The following is a 22,745-nucleotide window of genomic DNA, read 5'->3' as shown; positions in this document are numbered from 1 at the left end:
ATGCCTTCATGACCATTGTTGTCTGTCTCCTGTTCGGCATGCAGGGTAACAACCCTAAACTTTTTTGGATATAATCGCACCATTATAATTAGATAGGATTTTTGATGAGAACACATTACTGTGCTGACGTAAATGAACAACATATCGGTGAAACAGTCACCGTAGCCGGCTGGGTAGCCAGCCGCAGAGACCATGGCGGGGTTATCTTTATCGACCTCAGAGACAAAGACGAAGTCGTACAGCTTGTCTGTGACCCGGCAGACAATGCCGAGGCGCACAAAACAGCCGAAGAGATCAGAGACCAGTTCGTCCTGATCGCTACGGGCAAGATCCGTGCAAGAGGCGAAGGTCTTGAGAACCCGAACCTCAAAACAGGCAAGGTCGAAATGGTAGTAGATTCACTGACCATCGAAAACCGCTCCAAACCGATGCCTTTCGAGCTCAATGACGAAAAAGTGAACGAAGAGATCAAACTCAAATACCGCTACCTTGAACTCAGAACACAAAAAGCATACAACACTTTCAAGCTGCGCTCCAAAGCAACCATCGCCACAAGAAATGCACTGGATGAACTTGGTTTCCTTGAAGTGGAAACACCTATTTTGACCAAATCAACACCGGAAGGTGCAAGAGACTACCTGGTACCAAGCCGTGTACACGGTGGTGAGTTCTATGCCCTTCCCCAATCTCCACAGCTTTTCAAACAGCTTCTGATGGTGGGTGGTTTCGACCGCTATTTCCAGATCGCAAAATGTTTCAGAGACGAAGACCTCAGAGCCGACAGACAGCCGGAATTTACCCAGATAGACGTCGAAATGTCTTTCTGTGACCAGGAAGATGTCATTACCGTTGCCGAAAAACTCATCTCCGATGTTTTCATTAAATGCGGGTTTGACGTACCGACAAAGTTCAACCGTATGACACATGCAGAAGCGATGGAAAAATACGGTTCGGACAAACCGGACATGCGTTACGATCTTGCGATGGTCGATGTACTTGATATTTTCGAGAGATGCGACAACGAGATCTTCTCAAGTATCGCCAAAATGCCCAAAAAGAACCGTATCAAAGCGCTCAGGGTACCCAAAGGCGATGAGATCTTCTCCAAACGCCAAATGAAAGGCTTTGAGGACTATGTACGCAAATTCGGCGCGCAGGGTCTGGGCTATTTCCAGATGAAAGAGGACGGTCTCAAAGGCCCATTGACCAAATTCTTCACAGAAGACGACATCCAGGCGATCATCGACCGCTGCGGACTTGAAGTGGGCGATGCCGTCTTCTTCGGTGCGGGTGAGAAAAAACTGGTCTGGGACTATATGGGCCGTTTCCGTATCTACCTTGCAGAGACCATGGACATCATCCCCGAAGACCGTTTCGAGTTCCTCTGGGTCATGGACTTCCCGATGTTCGAAGTCGAGGACGGCAAGGTCAAAGCACTTCACCACCCGTTCACACAGCCAAAATCGCTTGACTATGATGAGATCGAAGAGATCGAATCTATCGCATATGACGTGGTTCTCAACGGTACGGAGCTGGGCGGCGGATCTATCCGTATCCATAAAGAGGATGTACAGGAAGAAGTTTTCAAACTTCTGGGTATCAGTGAAGAGGAAGCGCAGAGTAAATTCGGCTTCCTGCTTGACGCGCTCAAGTTCGGTGCACCGCCGCACGGCGGTTTTGCACTCGGCCTTGACAGGATGATCATGATCATGACAGGTGCCAGCAGCATTCGTGATGTCATTGCCTTCCCAAAAACACAGAAAGCACAGTGTCTGCTTACCCAGGCACCAAGCGAAGTCGACAATGAGCAGCTCAAAGAGCTGAGCATCAGACTCAGACAGGCTGCACCGACGGCATAATTGTAGGGGCAATCCCTTGTGGTTGCCCATAATTGCACAAAGCATAATGTTTCGGGTACCCACAAGGGGCACCCCTACAATAAATTTAAAAAAGGAACACTACATGAAAAAATTATTTTTGATCATCGGGGCACCGGGTTCGGGTAAAACGACGGATGCAAGTATCATTGCGGAAAAACATGCTGACAGGATCGTTCACTACTCTACAGGCGATATGCTCAGAGAAGAAGTCGCAAGCGGGTCGGAACTGGGTAAAACCATCGAGAGCTACATTTCCAAAGGCGCACTGGTTCCTCTGAATATCATTATCGATACTATTGTTTCTGCCATCAAAAATGCACCGGTTGATACTATTCTCATAGACGGTTACCCGAGAAGCGAAGAGCAAATGACCGCTTTTGACGAACTTGTCAGCAAAGAAGAGGACATCGAGCTTGTCTCTGTCATCGAAGTAAGAGTGAGCGAAGCAGTAGCCAGAGAGCGTATCCTCGGACGAAGAGCGGAAGCGGCCCCGGGAGAAGAAAGAAGCGACGACAGTGAAGAGGTTTTCAACGACAGAATGAAAATTTACACCGAACCATTGGGAGCCATCCAGAGATTTTACACGGACAAAGGCCTGCTTACCATCATCAACGGCGAGCGAACACTTGATGAAGTGGTTGCAGAAATGGAAGCTTTTGTCCTGAGCAAAATCTAAACCTTTGCTGCCGACTTGGCATCTGGAAAAAATAAATATTTTCCAGATGCCCTTATAATAAATATAATTTCATGTTAAAATTCTTTTATAATTTAAGTAGAAAGGATATGGCATGGCAGAAAAAGTCAAAACCATTCAAGTTGAAATGTGCAAATATTACAAAGGATATCAAGAGGGGTGTATTACCAAACTCGAATATATCGAATTGACCTCATGTCTCAACTTTGAATTGAAAAAACTCGTAGCGGACGTTTAAGCGTTCATTTCTCCGAGGCAGAACCATCTGCCTCTTATTATTTTCACACACTATCATAATCTTTACATTTACATATATTTCTTCTGTTTTTATTGATCATAATAATAAGTATTATACTTCTATATTATAATAAAATAAAATCTATAGATATTCTTGACATTAATTTATTATTCAACTATACTATTCGAAATCAAAAAAACACTTCAAGGATAATGATGAAAAAAAGTAACCTCAAACTGCTCGGAACCGGTATTGCCCTGTCACTTGTGACTTCAACACTGCTGCATGCTACAAATGGAGACCACCTCATTTCTGTCGGTGCCAAAGCCCGCGGTATGGGTGGTGTCGGGATTGCGCTGAGCCACGGTGCAGAATCTACCCTGAACAACCCCGCTCTCATTACCAAAGTACAGTCCACCGAAATTTCTTTTGGGGGAACTGTTTTCATGCCGGATATCAAAACACAGTTGAATGTAAACCCCAATATACCGCCATCTATGCTCCCGCCGCAAAACAAGCTTACCAGCGATGCCGATATGAACATGATCCCGGAAGTGTCACTGGCAATGAAGATCAATGATTCTTTTTATGTAGGTATCGGTATGTGGGGAACTGCCGGAATGGGTGTGGACTACAGTCAGGATGCCGACATTAGAAATACGATGTTCACCACGGGCCAATTGAACAACTTCAATATGGTCACCAATCTTCAGCTGATGCAGTTTGCCGTACCGCTGGCATATAAAATGGAAGGACTGAGCATTGCTGTTGCTCCTATTCTGCAGTACGGAAACCTGGACATCAATTATGTCATGCCCGACAGAAACATGCCGCCTAATTTGAATTCTGTAGGTGCCGGTCTCTCACAGGACTTCGGTTTTGGCTACAGTATCGGTGCCACGTATGATTTCTCGAACGGTCTGGTCATCGGTGCCGTTTACAAATCTAAGATCGATATGGAATACAAGAACCAGCTCAGTACTGCAACAAGACCGTTTGGTATCGTATTGCCCGACGGAGACCATTTGGAGCAGCCCGCAGAAGCCGGTGTAGGTATTGCCTATACGATGGGGCAGCATACTTTTGCTTTCGATTACAAACAGATCCAGTGGTCTTCGGCAAAAGGATACCAGGACTTTGGATGGGAAGACCAGAATGTATATGCTTTCGGTTATGAATTTACGCAGGACAACTGGGCACTGAGACTCGGATATAATTATGCGACCACACCGGTAACGGAAACACTGAATCCGTCCATCAACATGTTCAATCTTCTTGGATTCCCGGCAACGGAAGAACAGCACTATACCATCGGTGGTACGTATGCCTTCAATGACCAGATCTCCCTCGATGCAGCGTATGTTTATGCACCGGTATCGACAAAAACATTTGATGTAAGTGCACTCCAAATGGGACTTGATTCTGTCACGACTGACCACAGTGAAAATTCACTCTCTTTCCAGCTTACCTATAAGTTCTAAACCTGTTGTACCAGACTCCGGTCTGGTTCAAAGAACTTTTCTTTTTTACCCACTTTTTCCCAACTGCCCTCAAATATGACGCCACACTTTCCTTTTTAGGTACCTTAGTGTAGAATATAAAAATAACTTATTTAATTAAAGCAAATTAATAAATAAAGGTGTATTATGAAAAAAAGACTTTTTACCCCCCTGCTCTTTGCCTCTCTGCTCTCATCCGGACTCTATGCCGCTACGATTTCCGTAACCGGTACAGTAGTATCTGACAACCAGAAATATATCGGTGCACGTTATATGGGGTATGTCAAAGATGTCTATGTGAAGATCGGAGATAAAGTTAGAAGAGAGGATGATCTTTTTAAAATGGATTCGGCAGAATTCGACATTCTCAAAGAACAGGCCAACCTGGCACTTGAACAGACAGAAGCAATGGTTGATGTCTACCGGACCAAACTTGATGATATACGCCGTGAAAAAGCATTGTTTCGCGGCAGGACAGACAGCAAGTCATTCAATTACGAAGAGTGGAGTGAAAACCTCGAGATCATGGCAGAGAATGCACAGGCCATGCTAAAGTCCATGCAGACCCTGGTCAAGCAGGCATCACAAAAAGCCAAAGAGATCAGTGTCATTTCACAATATCTCGAAGTCAAGGCACCCAGCGACGGGATCATTGTCCAAAAAAATCTTCATGTCGGGGACATGGTCATGCCCGGTATGCCCGTCATGGTTCTTGTTGACCTCAAAGATCTCGAAATAGAAGCACAGATATCCGAATCTGACCTGCTCAAGATCAATGAAGGCGATTATGTACGTTTCCGGATTCCATCCATCAGGTACCGCGGCCACGGGCGTATCAAGTCCATCGTTCCGAGTGCCAACCCGATGACGCATACATTTAAGATCCGCATTACCTTCAAACGCAGCAATCCAAAGATCTATCCCGGCATGTACACCAAAATAACCATCGAATATGACCCTTCACAATTTAAAGATATCAATGAAGAGTAGTACTATTTCTCTTCATCGTCGTCACATTTCTTTTTAGGGAAAAGGATCGTTTTCAAATTATCCGTCAGGATACACCAAACGTCTTTCCCCTCCTTTTCTGTCCCGTCACCTTCTTCACATATCTTCTCCTCTGCCGGAACCATGGCTTTGGCATTATCCATCAGGACAGGAATGAAAAAAAGTGCCACCGCTGTCGCTGCAATGGATCCGAAGATCAATGCAATACCGAGTCCACCGAAGATAGGGTCTGTAGAGAGCAGCAGGGATCCAAGAATAATCGCAACTGCCGTCATCAAAATCGGTTTGGCACGTGTCGCTGTCGCCTTGGCGATCGCTTCCTTTTTTTCCATGCCTTCCCGGATCAATCCGCGGGAGAAATCTATTAGAAGCAGTGAGCCCCGCGCACTGATCCCCATCAGTGAGATGAAGCCGATCAGAGATGTTGCCGTAAGAAAGAAATCGACATCGGTAATGGCCAGAGCGATCTTGTCAGTGATCCAGTGGCCTACAATAACCCCTATGATGGAAAGGAAACTTCCCGCAAGCACGATCCCGCTGAGTGCAAAAGACTTGTAGTAAACCACCATCAGCAAGAACATCAGCACCAATGCTGCAATAAAAGCACCTCCAAGATCCCTGAAGGTATCGAGTGATACCTTCATCTCTCCATCCCAACGGATCAGTATTTTTTCCCCTGTTTTTTTATCTACGGCATTCAGATCGAACATATAGGTAGATATCCCCGGTGTTTTGGTGATATTGTATTCATTTTTCAGTACTTTGAGCATCGTATCTCTGGCATCCAGAAGAGGATATACCTGGGAAACAAGATCACATTCCGCTGTGATGACCGCCATATTTTTAAGATCTTTTCTGAAAATGGTCGGACTGGAAGGCATCGCTTTGATATCGACCACTTCAATAAGCGGCACCATCATTCCCCGTTTGTTCATCAGCCGCAAATTGGAAAGTTTGTGGTGCAGTGCACTTTTGCTTTCTCCCTGCACTTTTCTTGAATGTTCATCCAAACGCACAAAAATAGGGATCTGGTCCTGCTGGTTCTTCGTATTCTTCACGGCAACAGGCATCCCCTTGAAAGCCAGATAAATGATCTGATTGACCTGGTCGACCCCCAGGCCGCTCTGAATGATCTTGTCTTTGTTCGGACTCAGCATATAGGTCGTGTAAATATCATCGAGCATCACATCGACATCGACAAGGCCGTCTGTCTTTTTAAGTACGCTGCTGACACGTTCGGACATATGACGCAAGGCACTTTCCGATTTGCTGTATACTTCCACAACAATGGTAGCAAGCGTAGGAGGCCCTGAAGGCATTTCGATAAATTTGATACTGGTACCCGGATTGAGCGGTTCACACCGTTTTTGAATGAGCGGCCGTATGCGGTGAACCATCATAAAGGAAGGCTCTTCCCTGTGATGCTTGTCCGTAAGGTTCACCACGATCTCAGCCTGATTCTGAAAACGTTTGAAGGCACTCCCTTTGACAAGTCCGGCATAGTCGAGCGGTGCTCCCTGCCCGAGAAAAACTTCCATATCGGTCACACCGGCTACTTTTTGCAGCCGGCTGACGACACACTGGGCCATTTCCCGTGTTTCATGAATGGACGCATTCGTAGGCATATCAATATAGATACTGAAAGTATCGGCACTTTTCCCCGGCAGCATCTTGGCAAGGACCAGCTTGGTCGGGATCATCGCTATCGAACCCATCAGTGCAAGCAGGACGAGGAGTATGACGATACGCTTCTTTTTTTTGTGTCTTAGAATATCAAGAAGATAGGCTTCAAATTTTCCCATTATGCCTCTTCCTTTCCGGCATTTTCCTGCGCTTCATGCTCTGCTTTGTGTTTGAGGACATCGGCTTTGATCTTTTTGAAGTTCAGCCATTTTTTTGCCAGGAACGGCGCGAACACATATGCGACAAAAAGCGAAACTGCCAGTCCCACCGGAACATTGAGCGGAATGGGTTTCATAAACTGCCCCATCATTCCCCCGACAAAAGCCATGGGTACCATTGTCAGGATAATGGCGATGGTTGCAATATTGGTCGAAGGTCCGATCTCGTCTGTCGCCTGTATGATGATTTCATCGACACTCTTCTTGTCAATGTCCAGATGCAGACGGCGGTGAATATTTTCGATCACAATGATGGCGTCATCGACAATGAGCCCCAGAGAAAGCAGAAAAGCGAACAGGGTAATACGATTGATGGTCTGGTCCGTCAGCTGGGCAATGAAAAGTGTGGTTGCCAAAATCATCGGTACTGCCACGGTTACGACCATCGACTCACGCCAGCCAAGGAAAGGAATGAGGATCAGCATAATAATAAAAATCGTGATCTCAAGATGATGCACCAGTTCATTGACTGCCTCGTTCGCCCGCTCACCGTAGTTACGGGTAATGATAAAACCGACACCCGCACGGTTGAGAGCCTCTCTGGACGCTTCGATCTTTTCGATCGCCTCTTCTGCAATATAAACGGCGTTGGTACCTTTGAGTTTTGATACCGTCATCGTAATCTGGGAATCCAGCGGCATGAACACTGCCGGTTTCTGCGCTTTGTTCTTCCCCTCTTCTTCTCTTTCGGCAATAGCCGGCTCGCCGTCACGTATGATTTCGGGATGTACATCCATCCCTTTTTGGTAACTGATCAGTGCACTCTGGAAATTTTGAATATCGTAACTGTATTTGACATCGGCAATGTTTTTCAGGTAAATGGGTGATCCCATATACTGTGCAATGATCAATTCTTTAAGGTCGTCGATCGTATCGATCGCGTTTTCTACACCGAAAACGACCAGTTTTTTCTGGTTGTCTATGGTATCGATCAGCGGTGCATTGGTTGAAATGGCTTTGATGGCCTGTGCCACCTGCCCGAGTGAAATATGATAGGCAGAGAGTTTATGCAGATCGATCAGGACATTGTACTGCGGGCGCTTCACCCCTTTAAGCGTTGTTTTGGACACATTGTCAAGCGCATTGATGTCTGTCTGAAGTTCACGAATGGTCTTGTAGAGTCCGACCACATCCATTTTTGTACCCGGAAGACGGTAAAATGCTGCTGTGAGTATGGGAATGTCTATATCGATATCGAACGGCTTGACCAGCGGCGGCATCGTCCCCCGAGGCAACTGGTCCATATTTTGCATCACTTTGTCGTAGAGTTTCAGATTTGACGATTCTCTGTCCTCCCCGATGTAGTACTGTACATTGACCATGCCAAAGTTGTTCATCGCTGTACCGTAGACATGCTCCACACCCTTGATCTCCCTGATTTTACGCTCAAGGGGTTTGATGACGACATTGAGTACTTCCTGCGGAGAAGCACCCGGCAGTGCAACAACGACCGCTCCTCCGCTGACCTCTATCTGAGGGTCTTCTTCTCTCGGCATCGTATTGAGTGCAATGAAACCCAGCAATAAAATGGATATTGCCAAAATCGGTGTAAGCGGATTGCCCAAAAAAGCTTTTGACAAGTGTCCTGCAATGTTTTTGATCTTATAAACTTCCATACAAACATTATATCTTTTAAAATGATATTATATAAATATTATTTATTAAAAAAGATCAAATGTATCAAACTGTATCTATAGTTAACATCTCTTCAAGTGTTGCTTTGACATTCCTGCCCAATGCAGCCTCATCATAGCCACCCTCAAGAAAAAAAACAAAGGGGACATCTGCACTTCTGAGAATATTTTGAACGATCTTTCGTATGCCCTCCGTGGTAACGTTGAGCTGTGCCAGAGGATCGCTCTCGTGCAGGTCATAGCCTGCCGATACCAGTATCAGGTCGGGGTTGAATGCCTGAACATGTACAGGAAGATCATGCGTATAAATATCGAGTACTTCGGCATCGCCGCTGTCAGGCATCATAGGATAATTGGCTGTATATCCCTCTCCTTTGAATGCACCGCGCTCTTTTTCCAGTCCCGTTCCGGGATAGGCGAATGCCTGATGGGAAGAGAAGTAAAACACTGTATCGTCTTCATAAAAGGTATCCTGTGTTCCATTCCCGTGATGCACATCAAAATCAATGATCATGATCTTTCTGTAGCCCTGCTGCTGTGCATAACGGGCTGTGATCGCAATATTGTTAAAAAGACAGAACCCCATAGACTGTACCGGTGTGGCATGATGCCCGGGAGGACGTACCGCACAGAAAGCGCGTTCAAAGGCACCCTGCCCGATACCGTCAACTGCCGCGATACCCGCACCGGCTGCAAACCTGGCAGCATCATAGGAGTGCGCACTGCAGATCGTATCGGAATCGATCGCCTGATGCTGCGCAGAAGCCTGCATGACGCGTTCTATCTGTCCGGGGGAATGGACAAGTGCGAGCAAGGCTTCGGAAACGCCTGCGGGTGACACTTCAACCAGGCTCTTTTTCAGCGGAGCCACTGCCTTTTCAATTGCTTCAAGACGAAATTTCGATTCGGGATGGCCTGCCCCCGTGTCATGCATCAGGTAAACCGGATCGGTGATATAGGCAACCTTCTTCATAGCCGCTTCTTCAGTAATTCAATCTCCTTATGGAGTAATCCCACTTCATTTTCCAGTGCTGCCATACGGGACAAAAGCCTGGGATGGGTATCCCGATTTTCCTGGCTTTCCGTCTTCTTTTCTGTCAATACCGCTGCTTCGTCCTCTTCAAGAATATAGACAACACTTTTACCGTTCTCTTCAACCGTTTCACTTTTGACTTGATTGTTTTTCACACGTTTGACAACAGTGAACATACTCATTTTATGTTTCAACGCATACTGTTTCAGTGTCATTTTTGGCATATCGATCCTTTATAGCATTTTCTATTGTTAAAAGTTAATACTTAGTTTACACTATTTTGATATAATATTTCCAAATTTACCCAAAGGATTTTTTTATGCTTGTAAACCGGTTTAAACAAATGACACTTGTCGCATTTCTCATGCTGCTTCTGAGCTCGTTCTCTTCTGCAGATTTCATCAATGAACCCAAAGAGATCATAGATGCCAATGCCAACGCAGCTGTTCAGCAGTTCTACAAAGACGTAAGGGGAGGCAAGGCTTTTTTATCGAAAGTAAAGGGGTATCTTGTGTTTCCTTCCGTCGTTAAAGCAGGATTTGTCGTTGGAGGAAAATATGGTGAGGGTGTATTGCGCATTAATGGCAAAAGTGTCGGCTACTACAGTATCGCCGCAGGCTCGGTAGGATTTCAGATGGGTGCGCAGAAAGCATCCTATATCATTGCATTCGTCAGCCAGGATGCCCTGGACAAATTTATCAGAAGCAACGGCTGGGAAGCCGGTGTGGATGGTGCGATAACCGTTGCCAAATGGGGTGCAAATACCGATATCAGTACCATAAGCTATAAAAATCCCATTTATGCGTTTGTCTTTGGAGAAAAAGGTTTAATGTACAACCTCAATCTTGAAGGTACCAAGTTCACAAAGATCAATCGTTAAAGCGTGTTGAAGCGCTCTTTATAGCTGCACTTCTGGCAAAGCGCTTCTACGGCTTTGCCTTCATTGAATCCTTTTATCATGTTTTGTGTTCTGCTGTTTGAAAGTATCTCTTTGAGTGTATGGTGTTTCAAATCCCCCAGTTCTATGATCCCGTCACAGTCAAGACAGCACGGTACCACTTTCCCTCCCGCCAAAATAGCAATATGCGACTGCAATCCCTGACAGGTACCGTCACCGTAAACGCTATTGTTCAGAGAGGGCCATTCAAAATAAGTATCGAAATGTACCAGAATTTTATTTTCCAGACGGATTGACTTTGGCCTTTCTCTGTAAATACTTTCCAGATCAAGCGGTAAGCTGAACGTACGGGAGAGTTTGTCAAAAAGGACAGTATTGAACGTACGCTCACTCATCATTTCATCCAGGTTCCAGACGCGAAGATTGATGAAAAGTTCCTTGTTCCGTTCAAGTTTGGCACGGCACATATCCAAAATCGGGGTGATATACTGCTCAAAACTCAGCGCTGTCTCATTTTTGTTGTAACTGTTCAGTGAAACATTGATCTGTTTGACACAGGGATGAAAGAGGGTTTCATAGCTGTGTTTTTTAAGAAAATACCCGCTGGTTGTAAGGAGGGCCTTCATACGGTGTTTATGTATAATATCGAGATACGCTGAAAGATTCGGAAGCGTGAGAGGATCACCCACGACATGGCAGGCGATCTCCCGGGTATAGGGTTTGAGCTGTACCACAACCGATTCGAAAAAGGATAGATCCATCTGCGTAGAGGGAAGGGCTTTGGTTGGGCAGAAACTGCAGGCGAGCCCGCAAACATTGGTGATCTCTACATAGGCACGGTAAAATTTCACTTTGACATACAGCCTGAAAGATCAGCAATGTTTTTCGAAGCACGGATACACGGCATACGGGATTCGAGTCTGGCGATATTCGCATCAAATTCATCAACTATGCTGTCCTTAGCCTTTTTGTCCCACGTATCGATAGTATTTTCATCCTCTTTGACTATTTTGCTTCTGAAGTCGTTGATCTCTTCAATACAGTCATTGGCTTCAAGGTTGTTATCGGCCCCCTGAAGACATTCCCGTGCACGTTTCATGCTGTCAAGCATTTGGGGCAGCAGTATTTTCTGTTTTGCAAAGATATGTTCACCCAGCCGGTTCAAATAGATTTGTTTGCGTTTTTGCACCTGTGTACTTTTCATTTTTGACGTTTTGTCAATGATCTCTGATAAAAGTTGAAAAAAACCATCTGCACTTTTTTTCTGTTTGATCGTTGTTTTAAAGAGTGCGAATTTCTGTACAGGAAAATTCGGCATAGAACAGTTGTCCGTTGAAACCTTGACATTTTCTTTGAATTCGACCGCTCTTTTTTCATAGTGAATACCCACAGCCTCCTTTTCGATCAAAAGAGGAATACCTTTGTAGAAACACATACGCACATTTTTTTTCGCCCAGACGGTACAGACTTTGCCTGCAACCGTTTCCTGACCCTGCCGGGACATACTGCGATGCATATGGGACAGATCGGCAGACTTCTTTCCCTGGGGAAGAGACCTTTGCATGATCACTTTACGGTCATAGTTGACGCTGAACTGCTGGTTCCTGTCACGCTTGACACAGGTAGAGATCTGTTCTCTGTCGAGAAATGCCCCGTACGTATCTTCTTCAATCTTTTCTTCAGCCAGTGCGATCTTTCCCCAGTCCCTAAAGCGCAGTTTGCCTTCACCGCTGATCGTGATGTTCAAATCCGGTGCCAAAACCCCCTCCCCGGAAATGCTGTAGACAACCGATCCGGACTGCACCTCGTACTTTTTAAAAGTATCGGCCGAGGCAAAAAGCGAATATGTACCGAAACATAGAAGCAATACGCCTGTTTTAACTGTACTGAACGTGGACATTTTTCCCCTTCACCGCCTTGGTTAGGAATTGTAGCATAAAATTCATTGCTGAAGTCCTGTCAAACATCAGGAAAACCGCCTTTTACAAATTCCTGATTCCCAGTGCAACCTGCGCTTCAAGACGGGAAAACGCCTTGTCCATGGCCGCCACGATACTGGAAGCACTGCTCCCCGAAGGTACCGAAACAGAGAAGAGTCTTGCTTTGCGTTTTCCGGTTTTCATATTTTCCAGCTGAATGGATGCATCCAGATACACCCTGTCTCCCTGTGCGATAAAACGCGATATCTGTACTTTCACTTTGACTTTTGGCTGCTGCTCCACATCCCATGGATAGCCGTAGACTTCCGGCTGATTGAATTTTTTCTGTAAAAAGCCGATGAGTCTCTGCGTCAGCCCCTCATCCATATCTTCCGCCCAGCTTGCACCGCTGAGGAATGTTACCTGGGAAGATGACCTGGCTACAGCGATCTGATGTTTGAAAAGATATTTGGGTACGGTCACTTTTTCAACACCGATGCTTCCGCCAGTCTGCCGAAATACAGTAGCAGGCTGCGGTGCAGTTGAAAGAATATAATAGGAAGATGAACCGCAGCCTGCCAATCCTGTGAGCATCAGTAGAACTGCAATATAGTTTCTTTTAAGCATTATTGATCTCCGAAAATGAGTGAATTTGGTTTACGGTTAAGCATTTTGAGAAAGAGCTGCATCTCCTTCGATGTCTGAGATACGATCTTCAGGGTATCGGCGATCTGACGGCTCAGGAGGGAATTGCTGCCGTATCCTTTTACTACTTTCTGCGTCGTTTTCAGCGTACGGGTCAATGCCTGAAGTGCTTTTTCTATCTCATCAGGCATTTTTTTAAATGATTTTTTACCCGTAAGCCTGTTCAGGTTTTTCACGGTTGTTTTAAGCTCCAAGAGCACTTCATTGGCATGAGCTACCGGTTCAGCACTCTCTTTGATGACTTTATTGAGAGAATCAAGCAGCGCTTCAAGCGGCAACTGGTTTATTTTTTGGACAATGCCGCCTATCTCTGTCATAATATCTCCGTTTCGGGCTTTCACTGTCGGCATAAGTGCATATTTTTTCGCCGAAACAATACTCTTGTTGCCGTCCTTGTCCGTAAAAATGAGATTGACATACTGCCGTCCAGTAACAGGATCAAGAGAATCTATCTGCGCACGCAGCCCCTCCCTGACAGCCTCATACAGGTTTTCTTTTCCTGTATCGTTGGCATCACTGGGGTCAGCAAAGACAGAAGTGTCAATTTCGACCAGTACATTTCCCTTCATATTATGGGTATGTTTATCGTAAGAGAGTGTAATTTCTATGACATTGCCGATCTTGAACTTGTCATATTTGACGGGAGAGCCTATTTTGAGTCTTGCGATCGATGTTTGTGTATGCAGCTCAAAAATTTCCATCTCTTTTTTGGTATGTCCTATTTTCTTTGTATTGACAGCATTTTTATTTTTGTACAGCATAAACGTAAATGTATCCGGAACCGTATGATTATGGTCCAATCCTGTTGTGGAGAACTCTATGGCTCCCTGAAGGAGATCTGTGACCGGAGCCACCGTTACATCCAGTGCACCGTTGACCAGTTCCGCATCCAGGGTACTTCTCACCCAGAATTTGGAATCGGTATGTACGTAAGAAGTATAGGTCTTGTCTATAAAGATGATGACATCGACAAACATGTCATTCAGGTCCAGCATGACATACTCGACACGGCCCACTCTGATATTTTTAAGATATACCGGCGTTCCCGGTTTGACAGAGCTGTCCCCTCTGGATGTTTTCAGTACATAGTATTCTCCATTCTTCCCACTTCGAAAAGTATGTTCAAGACCGATAAAAGTATTTTGGAAGGTACCGCCTTTTTTGGAGGAGACACCGATGTAATTCCCCGAAATAAGTGTTTCAAGCCCCGAAACACCGGAAATATCCAGCTGCGGTTTGACAATCCAGAATTTGGTATTCTGGTTCAGGTAGGGCTCCGCTTCTTTATCCATCTGCGCGATGACCACAACACCGTCACCGTTTTTCTGCAGTTTGATCTTCGTAACCTTGCCGACGGGTACATCTTTATATTTGATCTGGCTCTGTCCCGCTTTCAATCCTTCATTGCTGGGAAAAATGATTTTGATTTCCGGCCCGAGTTCGGAATAGTACTGATATGCCAGCCATCCGGCAATCAGCACTGCAATGAACGGAACGATCCAGATAGAGGTAAAAAAGTTGAATTTGGTAGATTCCTCTATCTCAGGTAAGTGTTCGGGCATATCTTTTTTCTCCTTGAATGCAGCATTTATCTTCTGTCTCTGATCAGCCGTTCATCAAAAGCATGGGCGGCCAAAAGTGTAAAGAACACAGAAAGGGCAAATGCGGTTGCAGCTGTCCCGGCAATGATCTCCAGGTTGGCCAAATGGATCAGCGCCATCAATATCGCTACCACAAATACATCGATCATCGACCATGGTCCCACAGCTTCAGTAATGTAGTAAAGTTTATGTTTGTTGATCTTGCTGTCTTTTCCTATGGGGTATTTTACACTAATTAACAGATAAATCAAAACAAGGAATTTCAGGACAGGTATCACAATGGAAGCAAAGAAAATAATAGCTGCGATAGGGTACGATCCATGTTCCCACAGCAATATGACACCTCCCATGATCGTACTTTTTTCTATACTGCCGAACTGGCTGCTTATCAGCATCGGATACAGATTGGCAGGTACATAGGCGATCATCGCCGTGATCAGGTATGCCCAGCTTTTCTCCGTTTTGAAACGTTTATGCTTGTAAATGTGGGAGCCGCAGCGGCGGCAGACATTTTCTCTGCCCTTGTCTATGTTGACCGCTTCGCAGGTGGGACAGCGCAGCAGATCTTCTTCTTTTACCTCTATCATACAGCGTTCTCCCGCTTTGCTTTGGGGAGAAAAACCCGTTTTCTAAGCATCCATATTTCCGAAATATGAATACTGCGTGTCAGATAAATATCCAAAAGCACAAAAACGATCAAGGCCCAGAAAGCGATTCCCATATGGATCTGGGCATAGCCTATGAGTTTCACCAGGGCCACGAGAATGCTGATGAGAAAAATGTCACTCATACTCCAGGGTTTGAGGCGGGAAAGCAGTATCAGCAGTTCCTTGCTGAACTGTTCGCCTTTTCTCAGTTTCAAAAGAGCAAAGATCAGCAGATAGATCACAAAGATCATGAGAGGAAAAATAAAGATCAAAAAAGCACAAATCATTCCCACGATAAAAAATCCGTTCTCAAAAAGACTCATTACCGTTTTGGGGATCGTAATGAACTGTTCATTGCCGAGCAGTTCTATTTTGACCAGAGGAAAGAAGTTGGCAACGGCAAAAAAAACCAGTGCAGCGATACTCAGTGCCAGGCCGTGTTCTGCCAGCCGGCTGTCATAGCGGTACATAATACTTTTGCATTCAGAGCAGCAGGCTTTGGCTCCGTCTTCTATGGGGATCTCCTGATGCAGGGTGTGGCACTGGGGACAAATGACAAGATTATCGAGGGCATCTTCATTTTCAATTTTCATGGCTATAATTATAGCATAAGGAGTTCTATGCGTATCCTTTCTATCGGCAAAGAAACTGAACATAAAGATCTGAATATCGATTCCATTGCACTCTCCTCCCTGAAGGAACATCACGATATTGAACGGTACGACTACGTCATCATCAACGGCGGTGACGGAACGGTCAGGCGTGTCCTCAACCAGCTGCACAGTCTGGACACTATGCCGACCTTCATCCTCAACCCTACCGGTTCGTTCAATGTAGTCGCCAAAATACACCGGGCCCCGAAGATCAATACGGTACTGGACAGGCTCGGCAGGGGAGAAAGACTGAGAACACAAAAACACCATTTGTTTAAAATGAATGAGGAACTCTTTCTCTTCTCTGCCGGGAACATGGGAGATTTGCAGCATATTTTCCTTTCTGAAACCCTGCGTTTCGGATGGCTGAAACATGGTATGTTCAAATACATCCTCGCCTTGATCTTTCTTTTCCCTGTGCATGTCATCATGACCCCATTCATGCTGATGAGCAGTACACGGTTCTTCATTTTTACCCCGCTGCGTTTCATCAAAAAGTTCGGAAGTTTCTACGGGGAAGTCCGGGAGATCGACCTCGACCTGGACAATGACTACAACATGATAGAACTCGACGGCGACATCGTCAATGTCAAAGGAAGACACCTTCGCATCAGACAGGCAGGGAATGTCAGGGTGGTAACAAAACAGTGAGCATCATCAGAACAGAACGTTTTACAGCAATGGCTTTCATCGTGATGCTCAGTATACTTGTACCATCCCTGCTTGCTTCAGGAAACGACATCGATGTCATCATTCCCAAACCGCAGAAGCTCATCAAAGGTCACGGTACATTCCATCTGAACAGGGAAACGCGCTATCTTTCTGATAGCTCTCTTGCCGGCAATGCCATACACTACCTGCAGGAGCACCTGAAACGAAATGCGGGATATGTACTGCAACAAGGAAGAAGTCCTGCACCGAACAGCATCCGCTTCCGCTACGATCCCAAAAAGATCCGAAAGTCCGAAGCTTACATCCTCAACATCGGCAAAGAACGAATCACCATAGAGGCGAGAGACAAAGCCGGTTTCTTCTATGCTGTCATTTCACTGATGCAGCTGATGGACCCGGCCATTTGGAGTGAAAAAACGCATCGAAAACAGCAGAGCTGGGCCATCCCCTCCTGTATCATAGAAGACTATCCTCGCTACCGATGGCGCGGCATGATGCTCGATGTTTCACGGAACTTCTTCTCCAAAGCCTATGTCAAAAAGTTCATCGATAGAATGGCCCAGCAGAAGCTCAACCGTTTTCACTGGCATCTCACGGATGACGAGGGCTGGCGCATAGAGATCAAACGCTATCCTCTGCTTACTAAAATAGGATCAAAACGCGGGCCGGGTACCAAACTGCCCTTCTCTGTCTACCCGGCTATGCGGGGGCCAAAGAACAAAGTACAGACCGGGTACTACACACAAAATGACATCAGAGAGGTCGTCGCCTACGCAAAGGCACGCTCCATAGAGATACTGCCTGAGATAGACATGCCCGGCCATGCAAAAGCGGCCGTCACAGCCTATCCCGAATTGCTGCAGGACTCCAAAGACAAAAGCCGTTACCGCTCCGTGCAGAAGGTCAGCAACAATACGATCAACCCGGGAATGGAGAGTAGCTACACGTTTCTAAACAATGTCCTTTCCGAAGTAGCCGGGCTCTTCCCTTTCGGCTACATTCATCTTGGAGGCGACGAAGTACCCAAAGGGGCCTGGAGCAGATCGCCTGCGGTGAAAGAACTGATGCAGAAAAAAGGCTTGAAGAACAGAAGAGAAGTACAGAACTACTTCTTTACCCGAATGGACCGCATACTCGCCAGACATCACAGAAAGATGATCGCCTGGCAGGAGGTTCTCTTAGGCAAACCGAAACTGAGACAAAGCGATATCTTCATGGCATGGAAAAGCCCCAAAGCCGGATTTAAGGCCATCAAAAAACACCGCAATGTCATCATGGCACCGGTACAGTACCTTTACTTCGACCAGCAGTATGTCAGGAGCCAAAAAGAACCCGGGCATGCCTGGTCCCCACCCGTCAGTACGTACAAGACTTACAGTTTCAACCCCGGACACTCACCCTACCTCAAAGGGGTACACGCCTGCCTCTGGTCGGAAACTATGCTCAATGAAAAGATCGCAGACTACCTTGCCTCGCCGAGAACCTTCGCACTCTCTGAAGTGGCGTGGACAGGGCAGAAACACCGTTACTGGAAAGAGTTTGAGAAACGTGTATCTAAATGGGGAGTGGAACGGTTGAAAGTACAGGGGATCCATTACCGGCCATAATGGTATATCGGTATTTTGGTGCTGTGAGGGCACAGCACCCTACAGTCATTACAAACATGATACATCCGCGTAGGGTATTGTCTCCCGACGGCACCGTTCCATCAAAATTCTCTAAGGATACAACAGATACTTTTTACGAATTTTCCTGAACTTCCAAAGGTCTTTTTCCCAGCTTCTGCGTATCTCCGCTTCCGAAGCTCCCGAAACAATCTGTTTTCTCAGGGTACCTGTTCCCGCCAACCTGTCAAAGAAACCGTTCCTGAGAAAAAAAGCCTTCTTATCCCCATAGTTTGTATAGGCATCCATAAGATAGCCAAGGTTCAACTTCCGCTTCCTGCGCTCTTTTTCAATGTTTACCCTGCTCAGGTCGACACCATAACACCGTTTTCCCCTGTACTTGGGATATGTCGCTCCCGGTCTTGACCTTGGAACGAATGAAAATTTTTTCATCCTGTATTTGGGTGCGCCGTAAAGCTGAAAAGGTTTTGTTGTACCTCTCCCGGCCGAGATGACCGTTCCCTCAAAGAATGCCAGCGACGGGTAAAGCATCACCGCCTTGTCATTGGGGAGGTTGGGCGAAGGCTTGACAGGCAGAGGGTAGAAAGAGTCATGGGTATAGTTCGCCAGTGGTATCACGGTCAGCTTTGCCTTGACGCCATGTTTCAGCCACCCCTCCCCGTTGAGCATCCGGGCATACTCACCGATGGTCATACCGTACACGACCGGAACCGGGTCAAGACCGACAAAGCTGCGGTATCTTTTTTTCAGCACCGGACCGTCGATGTAGTGTCCATTGGGGTTGGGCCTGTCCAGCACCATGACAGGAATATGCTGCTCGGCACCCACCTCCATGACATAATGCAGTGTCGAAAGGTAGGTGTAGAAACGCACACCCACATCCTGAATGTCGAACACGATCATATCAATCCCGGACAGATCTTTTTTTGTGGGTTTTTTATGCTTTCCATACAGTGAAATGATGGGCAGGCCGGTTTTGCTGTCCCGACTGTTTCTTATGTGGGCACCCGCATCTGCCCTGCCCCTGAAACCATGCTCTGGAGCGAAGATCTTTTTAACCTTGACATGATGTTTCAACAGGTAGTCAGCCAAATGTATTTTACCAACCATTGAAGAGTGGTTGATAACCAGGGCGACATTCTTTCCTTTCAACAAAGGCAGGTACAGCTCAGGTCGTTCAGCCGCAGGTATGATCTTTCCTGCAAAGAGGATTGCAGAAAGAAAGATGAGTACCAAAATGTTTTTTATCAAGGCTTCATTCCCCCTTTTGATCCCCGTAGGTTTGGTCCCACCAAACATCAAATCCCAATGCTTTCCGAATGAAAACAATACATTCAAATTATACCCGTTTTGTCAAACGTTTGGCACGGCCAAACCTACAGCAAACATCACCGGTCTCCGTAGGTTTGGTCCCACCAAACGCTAAATCCCAATGTTGAATACAAGGGAACGATATATTTCAAATACTACCGTTTTCAGTATGTTTGACAATTGCCTCATACACTTCTGCTAATCTCTCTTTATCCCAGGGAATGGTGATTTTGTAGACCGGTATATGTTTTGCCATTTCCGTAAAGTAGTCGAAGCGCTCTTTTTTTCGAAAAGAAAAGTTAATGAAATTTGCATAATGGAAGGCTTGGAATTTTTCTATACCTTTGCATTGTGTTATCGCTATTTTCTCCTTCGCCTCACATTTTTCAAGCAGGAACAAGGCATGGACAGGTCTGTGTGCTTTTGCCATGTTTTGTACTTCATAGCCAAGGACTTCGGGGTCTCTGTAGGGCCGGTGGTACGGGTAGGCAGGCAGGGCAAGGTAGCGGCTGCCCTGCTTTTCTATGGCAAGCGAATCGTCTGCATACAGCGGATGTCCTTTGCGGACGAAAAAGTCTGTCAGTGTCGACTTTCCGCCAAAAGAAGGTGCCGAGAAGAGTACAGGTTTTTCTGCTATTTCTACGGCCCCTGCATGCAGCATGCGGTAGGTTCTGTTCAGCTCCAGTACCATGGGAAAAAAAGTGTGCAAGATCCAGAAATGCAGTCTTTGGGGTGTGTAGCCAGTTGCTTTGAGGTAGGAAATGTTTGCCTTTTCAGGCTCCCAGAGCAGTGTCAGCACATTTTTGATCTCCAGTGCCCAGGGAGAGTCTGCATCCATTTTGTCAAAAGGAACAGGACTAAGGTACTTTCCTTCCTGTCCGGAGAGGGGAAGCCACACCGATCTTTCGGGAAAGGCAGTGAGAAAAGAGCGGTCTGCCGTCTGGGAAACGGAAATGAGGGGAGCATCTTCTGTTTCACTCCCATACAAAGCATCGTAGGACTGCTGCAAACCTGTTTCATCTGCAAACAGGAACCGATGCCCGTGAATCATACCGGTATTGGGGGGGGTTACGGTGCAGGAGGCAGGCCGAACTTGCCTGCCGGCTTCACCTCTTCTTTGACACTTGCAGGCGCTATGTCCTGAACATTGGCCGAAGTTGGAAGATCTTCGTAGTCTTCACTGTTCACACTTCCGATGACCCATCTGAAAGTACGTGCCACCCTGTTTTCCATAGAAAAGTGTTCATTCTGGAACTCTCCATAGCCGTACTCTCTGTCATTATCAACATCGACGAGATGGATCATGTTTTTCAATGCACTGTTTGGGTCTTTCACTTCATCGTACCCGAGGCCGTCTTTCTTTTTATACACTTTGAAAGGGCCTTTAAGCGCAAGTCTAAATGTAGCATCACGCAAATCTATGAGGTTCCCCTGTCCGTCACGCACCACATTGTTCTTGACCTGGAAGGTCCATACCTGTCTTTCTGTACTGTTTGGATTATAGGCACGGTAGTCGGAGAAGTAGTCTCCATTGTTCTCACCCCAGTCTGTCTGAGGAAAAACCACATAGAGTGCTGCTTTGCCAAAAGCATTGATATCATGTTTGTCTTTGCCTGCTTCACTGTCTTTCAACGCACCGAAAACACCGGCGGTTTTGTGTACATATACTTTCCCGTCAGGAGCCGTTGCCTCTACCGTAGTACGCATGTACCATCCTGCTGCCTGTAGTGTTACCGGTGCAGGTGCCGGATTTCCATTGTCCGGATTTCCATTGTCAGGATTGCCTTCATCAGGGTTTCCATTGTCAGGGTTACCCTTATCCGGATTGTTATTGCCTGGGTTGTGCGAAGCAGATGGCGGCGGTGTTGGGTTTGCCGAATTTTTTTCAGTACTTCCGCTCTGGCATCCGCCCAGCAAAAACACAGCAAGCAAACCGCTTAATAGTAGTTTTGTTTTCATTCTCATCTCCTTATTTCTCGAACGGGTAAGTGATTATAACACTGCTCTGCGCCGTACCGTCCTGTTTTATCAGCATCCAAAAGCCCAGCATCGGGTCTGCCGCATCTCCAAAGCCCGGCGTACTCGGATCAAGACCGATGTATCCTGTAGAAGTCAAATCTGTATCATCATGGGCATAGAGTGTTCGTTCCACATAACTGTCCAATCCGGTATCTGTCAGGGGCAAATAGTCTGACAGTGAATCGTTATCATAGTAGATACGTCCAATATGTATATTTCTGACAAATGGATTTCCCAGCATTATTTTAGTCTTTCGGTCTGCCTGTGAACCGGGAAGCTGATATGCCATGACTTTATCAAAACCGTCATCATTCGTACCAACCCCGCTGAAATTACCTTTGGGGTCCATCGATGTCTGTCCGGTGATACCCGAAACCGTTTCATCGAGTTTCATCGTGACTTTACCCGTATTTGCATCTTTTTTACTGTCATCCACGATCAGCCAGTACCCTTTACCTGGAACCATTGTATCGGTCGCAGCCATCTCTTCCATATCGTGGCTGTTGCTTCCGGTATATTGCGTGTTCTGTCTGTACATGACCCAGTTGTCATTATCGCCGTAGGTTCCGAGTGACGCACCGAAAAGATCGGAGATCGTCGCACTTCCCGTGTCGCACGGTACACTGACCACTACCCAGTGGAAAGGTGTCAGTTCACGCTGGGCTTTCCCGCAGAGGATCTCACGGTAGGCAGCTTCATTGTTACCTGTGATCTCATCTTCAAGTTTTGTTCCGCCATTATCCGGATTTGGCTGATCTATGCCAAGGTTTGGACTGCCATATCCTCCCGCATTGTTATCTGCCCAGTC

At 46.2% G+C, this 22,745-nt stretch carries 21 protein-coding genes and 1 pseudogene; 8 read left to right on the top strand and 14 right to left on the bottom strand.

Annotated elements, in window-relative coordinates; all coding sequences use genetic code 11:
- Positions 1-104: 104 nt before the first annotated feature.
- The 5 genes from aspS to F8L24_RS07215 all read left to right on the top strand — a co-directional run bounded on the left by aspS (position 105) and on the right by F8L24_RS07215 (position 5,301).
- Positions 105-1,859, top strand: coding sequence for an aspartate--tRNA ligase (gene aspS, locus F8L24_RS07235; protein WP_294953807.1), 1,755 nt, complete (start codon positions 105-107; stop codon positions 1,857-1,859).
- 103 nt (positions 1,860-1,962) lie between these two features.
- Complete coding sequence (locus tag F8L24_RS07230; RefSeq protein ID WP_294953804.1) at positions 1,963-2,556, top strand: adenylate kinase; 594 nt, start codon at positions 1,963-1,965, stop codon at positions 2,554-2,556.
- A 112-nt stretch (positions 2,557-2,668) separates the two neighbouring features.
- Positions 2,669-2,812 carry a hypothetical protein gene (locus F8L24_RS07225; protein ID WP_294953802.1) on the top strand — a complete coding sequence of 48 codons (144 nt, stop codon included), beginning with the start codon at positions 2,669-2,671 and terminating at the stop codon, positions 2,810-2,812.
- Between the two features lie 215 nt (positions 2,813-3,027).
- Positions 3,028-4,293: a porin gene (locus F8L24_RS07220; RefSeq protein WP_294953799.1), complete on the top strand. Its 1,266-nt coding sequence runs from the start codon at positions 3,028-3,030 to the stop codon at positions 4,291-4,293.
- Between the two features lie 165 nt (positions 4,294-4,458).
- Positions 4,459-5,301: an efflux RND transporter periplasmic adaptor subunit gene (locus F8L24_RS07215; RefSeq protein ID WP_294953796.1), complete on the top strand. Its 843-nt coding sequence runs from the start codon at positions 4,459-4,461 to the stop codon at positions 5,299-5,301.
- 2 nt (positions 5,302-5,303) lie between these two features.
- Here F8L24_RS07215 and F8L24_RS07210 read toward each other — a convergent pair whose 3' ends face one another.
- The 4 genes from F8L24_RS07210 to F8L24_RS07195 form a co-directional block, all read right to left on the bottom strand.
- The gene (locus tag F8L24_RS07210; protein ID WP_294953794.1) at positions 5,304-7,121 is read right to left on the bottom strand and encodes an efflux RND transporter permease subunit; all 1,818 of its coding nucleotides are present in this window, start codon (positions 7,119-7,121) and stop codon (positions 5,304-5,306) included.
- Positions 7,121-8,836: an efflux RND transporter permease subunit gene (locus F8L24_RS07205; RefSeq protein ID WP_294953791.1), complete on the bottom strand. Its 1,716-nt coding sequence runs from the start codon at positions 8,834-8,836 to the stop codon at positions 7,121-7,123. Before F8L24_RS07205 ends, F8L24_RS07210 begins: the two co-directional genes overlap by 1 nt.
- Before the next feature lie 64 nt (positions 8,837-8,900).
- Complete coding sequence (locus F8L24_RS07200) at positions 8,901-9,827, bottom strand: histone deacetylase (protein ID WP_294953788.1); 927 nt, start codon at positions 9,825-9,827, stop codon at positions 8,901-8,903.
- Positions 9,824-10,111 carry a hypothetical protein gene (locus F8L24_RS07195; protein WP_294953786.1) on the bottom strand — a complete coding sequence of 96 codons (288 nt, stop codon included), beginning with the start codon at positions 10,109-10,111 and terminating at the stop codon, positions 9,824-9,826. Before F8L24_RS07195 ends, F8L24_RS07200 begins: the two co-directional genes overlap by 4 nt.
- A 95-nt stretch (positions 10,112-10,206) precedes the next feature.
- Here F8L24_RS07195 and F8L24_RS07190 point away from each other — a divergent pair, with 95 nt between their 5' ends.
- Positions 10,207-10,767: a YSC84-related protein gene (locus F8L24_RS07190; protein WP_294953783.1), complete on the top strand. Its 561-nt coding sequence runs from the start codon at positions 10,207-10,209 to the stop codon at positions 10,765-10,767.
- On the opposite strand, the gene F8L24_RS07185 is transcribed toward F8L24_RS07190, so the two are convergent.
- The 6 genes from F8L24_RS07185 to F8L24_RS07160 all read right to left on the bottom strand — a co-directional run bounded on the left by F8L24_RS07185 (position 10,764) and on the right by F8L24_RS07160 (position 16,250).
- A complete protein-coding gene (locus F8L24_RS07185) occupies positions 10,764-11,636 on the bottom strand; it encodes an SPASM domain-containing protein (RefSeq protein ID WP_294953780.1) in 873 nt (290 codons plus the stop codon). The two genes, F8L24_RS07190 and F8L24_RS07185, sit on opposite strands and share 4 nt — an antisense overlap.
- Positions 11,633-12,685, bottom strand: coding sequence for a hypothetical protein (locus tag F8L24_RS07180; protein ID WP_294953778.1), 1,053 nt, complete (start codon positions 12,683-12,685; stop codon positions 11,633-11,635). Before F8L24_RS07180 ends, F8L24_RS07185 begins: the two co-directional genes overlap by 4 nt.
- Before the next feature lie 82 nt (positions 12,686-12,767).
- Positions 12,768-13,331: a PqiC family protein gene (locus F8L24_RS07175; RefSeq protein ID WP_294953775.1), complete on the bottom strand. Its 564-nt coding sequence runs from the start codon at positions 13,329-13,331 to the stop codon at positions 12,768-12,770.
- Positions 13,331-14,971 (bottom strand): MlaD family protein, encoded by a 1,641-nt coding sequence (locus tag F8L24_RS07170; protein ID WP_294953772.1) that lies wholly within the window; start codon positions 14,969-14,971, stop codon positions 13,331-13,333. The genes F8L24_RS07175 and F8L24_RS07170 overlap by 1 nt, the downstream gene beginning before the upstream one ends.
- A gap of 26 nt (positions 14,972-14,997) precedes the next feature.
- Entirely contained in the window at positions 14,998-15,597 is a 600-nt protein-coding gene (locus F8L24_RS07165) for a paraquat-inducible protein A (protein WP_294953769.1), read from the bottom strand.
- A complete protein-coding gene (locus F8L24_RS07160) occupies positions 15,594-16,250 on the bottom strand; it encodes a paraquat-inducible protein A (RefSeq protein WP_294953766.1) in 657 nt (218 codons plus the stop codon). The genes F8L24_RS07165 and F8L24_RS07160 overlap by 4 nt, the downstream gene beginning before the upstream one ends.
- A 27-nt stretch (positions 16,251-16,277) precedes the next feature.
- Here F8L24_RS07160 and F8L24_RS07155 point away from each other — a divergent pair, with 27 nt between their 5' ends.
- Together F8L24_RS07155 and F8L24_RS07150 are read left to right on the top strand one after the other, a co-directional pair.
- Entirely contained in the window at positions 16,278-16,961 is a 684-nt protein-coding gene (locus tag F8L24_RS07155) for a diacylglycerol kinase family protein (protein WP_294953763.1), read from the top strand.
- Positions 16,958-18,589, top strand: coding sequence for a beta-N-acetylhexosaminidase (locus F8L24_RS07150; protein WP_294953759.1), 1,632 nt, complete (start codon positions 16,958-16,960; stop codon positions 18,587-18,589). Before F8L24_RS07155 ends, F8L24_RS07150 begins: the two co-directional genes overlap by 4 nt.
- Before the next feature lie 111 nt (positions 18,590-18,700).
- Here the strand turns inward: F8L24_RS07150 and F8L24_RS07145 are convergent, their stop codons facing one another.
- From F8L24_RS07145 to F8L24_RS07130, 4 genes and pseudogenes are all read right to left on the bottom strand, one after another.
- Positions 18,701-19,858 carry a DUF1343 domain-containing protein gene (locus F8L24_RS07145; RefSeq protein WP_294953757.1) on the bottom strand — a complete coding sequence of 386 codons (1,158 nt, stop codon included), beginning with the start codon at positions 19,856-19,858 and terminating at the stop codon, positions 18,701-18,703.
- Between the two features lie 208 nt (positions 19,859-20,066).
- Complete coding sequence (locus F8L24_RS07140; RefSeq protein WP_294953754.1) at positions 20,067-20,969, bottom strand: hypothetical protein; 903 nt, start codon at positions 20,967-20,969, stop codon at positions 20,067-20,069.
- A gap of 17 nt (positions 20,970-20,986) precedes the next feature.
- Positions 20,987-21,877, bottom strand: a complete 891-nt coding sequence (locus F8L24_RS07135; protein ID WP_294953751.1) for a hypothetical protein — start codon at positions 21,875-21,877, stop codon at positions 20,987-20,989.
- Between the two features lie 10 nt (positions 21,878-21,887).
- Positions 21,888-22,745: pseudogene (locus F8L24_RS07130) on the bottom strand (hypothetical protein); the annotation flags it as partial.

Origin of the sequence: Sulfurovum sp., assembly GCF_015493435.1 — a bacterium.
Taxonomy (GTDB): Bacteria; Campylobacterota; Campylobacteria; order Campylobacterales; family Sulfurovaceae; genus Sulfurovum.
The sequence above is the reverse complement of the archived record's forward strand: the minus strand, read 5'-3'. Positions and strand labels throughout refer to the sequence as shown.

Excerpts from the sequence above, each read along its gene's own strand:
- aspS (WP_294953807.1), top strand. The coding sequence starts at position 105 with ATGAGAACACATTACTGTGCTGACGTAAATGAACAACATATCGGTGAA.
- F8L24_RS07230 (WP_294953804.1), top strand. The coding sequence starts at position 1,963 with ATGAAAAAATTATTTTTGATCATCGGGGCACCGGGTTCGGGTAAAACG.
- F8L24_RS07225 (WP_294953802.1), top strand. The coding sequence starts at position 2,669 with ATGGCAGAAAAAGTCAAAACCATTCAAGTTGAAATGTGCAAATATTAC.
- F8L24_RS07220 (WP_294953799.1), top strand. The coding sequence starts at position 3,028 with ATGAAAAAAAGTAACCTCAAACTGCTCGGAACCGGTATTGCCCTGTCA.
- F8L24_RS07215 (WP_294953796.1), top strand. The coding sequence starts at position 4,459 with ATGAAAAAAAGACTTTTTACCCCCCTGCTCTTTGCCTCTCTGCTCTCA.
- F8L24_RS07210 (WP_294953794.1), bottom strand. The coding sequence starts at position 7,121 with ATGGGAAAATTTGAAGCCTATCTTCTTGATATTCTAAGACACAAAAAA.
- F8L24_RS07205 (WP_294953791.1), bottom strand. The coding sequence starts at position 8,836 with ATGGAAGTTTATAAGATCAAAAACATTGCAGGACACTTGTCAAAAGCT.
- F8L24_RS07200 (WP_294953788.1), bottom strand. The coding sequence starts at position 9,827 with ATGAAGAAGGTTGCCTATATCACCGATCCGGTTTACCTGATGCATGAC.
- F8L24_RS07195 (WP_294953786.1), bottom strand. The coding sequence starts at position 10,111 with ATGCCAAAAATGACACTGAAACAGTATGCGTTGAAACATAAAATGAGT.
- F8L24_RS07190 (WP_294953783.1), top strand. The coding sequence starts at position 10,207 with ATGCTTGTAAACCGGTTTAAACAAATGACACTTGTCGCATTTCTCATG.
- F8L24_RS07180 (WP_294953778.1), bottom strand. The coding sequence starts at position 12,685 with ATGTCCACGTTCAGTACAGTTAAAACAGGCGTATTGCTTCTATGTTTC.
- F8L24_RS07175 (WP_294953775.1), bottom strand. The coding sequence starts at position 13,331 with ATGCTTAAAAGAAACTATATTGCAGTTCTACTGATGCTCACAGGATTG.
- F8L24_RS07170 (WP_294953772.1), bottom strand. The coding sequence starts at position 14,971 with ATGCCCGAACACTTACCTGAGATAGAGGAATCTACCAAATTCAACTTT.
- F8L24_RS07165 (WP_294953769.1), bottom strand. The coding sequence starts at position 15,597 with ATGATAGAGGTAAAAGAAGAAGATCTGCTGCGCTGTCCCACCTGCGAA.
- F8L24_RS07160 (WP_294953766.1), bottom strand. The coding sequence starts at position 16,250 with ATGAAAATTGAAAATGAAGATGCCCTCGATAATCTTGTCATTTGTCCC.
- F8L24_RS07155 (WP_294953763.1), top strand. The coding sequence starts at position 16,278 with ATGCGTATCCTTTCTATCGGCAAAGAAACTGAACATAAAGATCTGAAT.
- F8L24_RS07140 (WP_294953754.1), bottom strand. The coding sequence starts at position 20,969 with ATGATTCACGGGCATCGGTTCCTGTTTGCAGATGAAACAGGTTTGCAG.
- F8L24_RS07135 (WP_294953751.1), bottom strand. The coding sequence starts at position 21,877 with ATGAAAACAAAACTACTATTAAGCGGTTTGCTTGCTGTGTTTTTGCTG.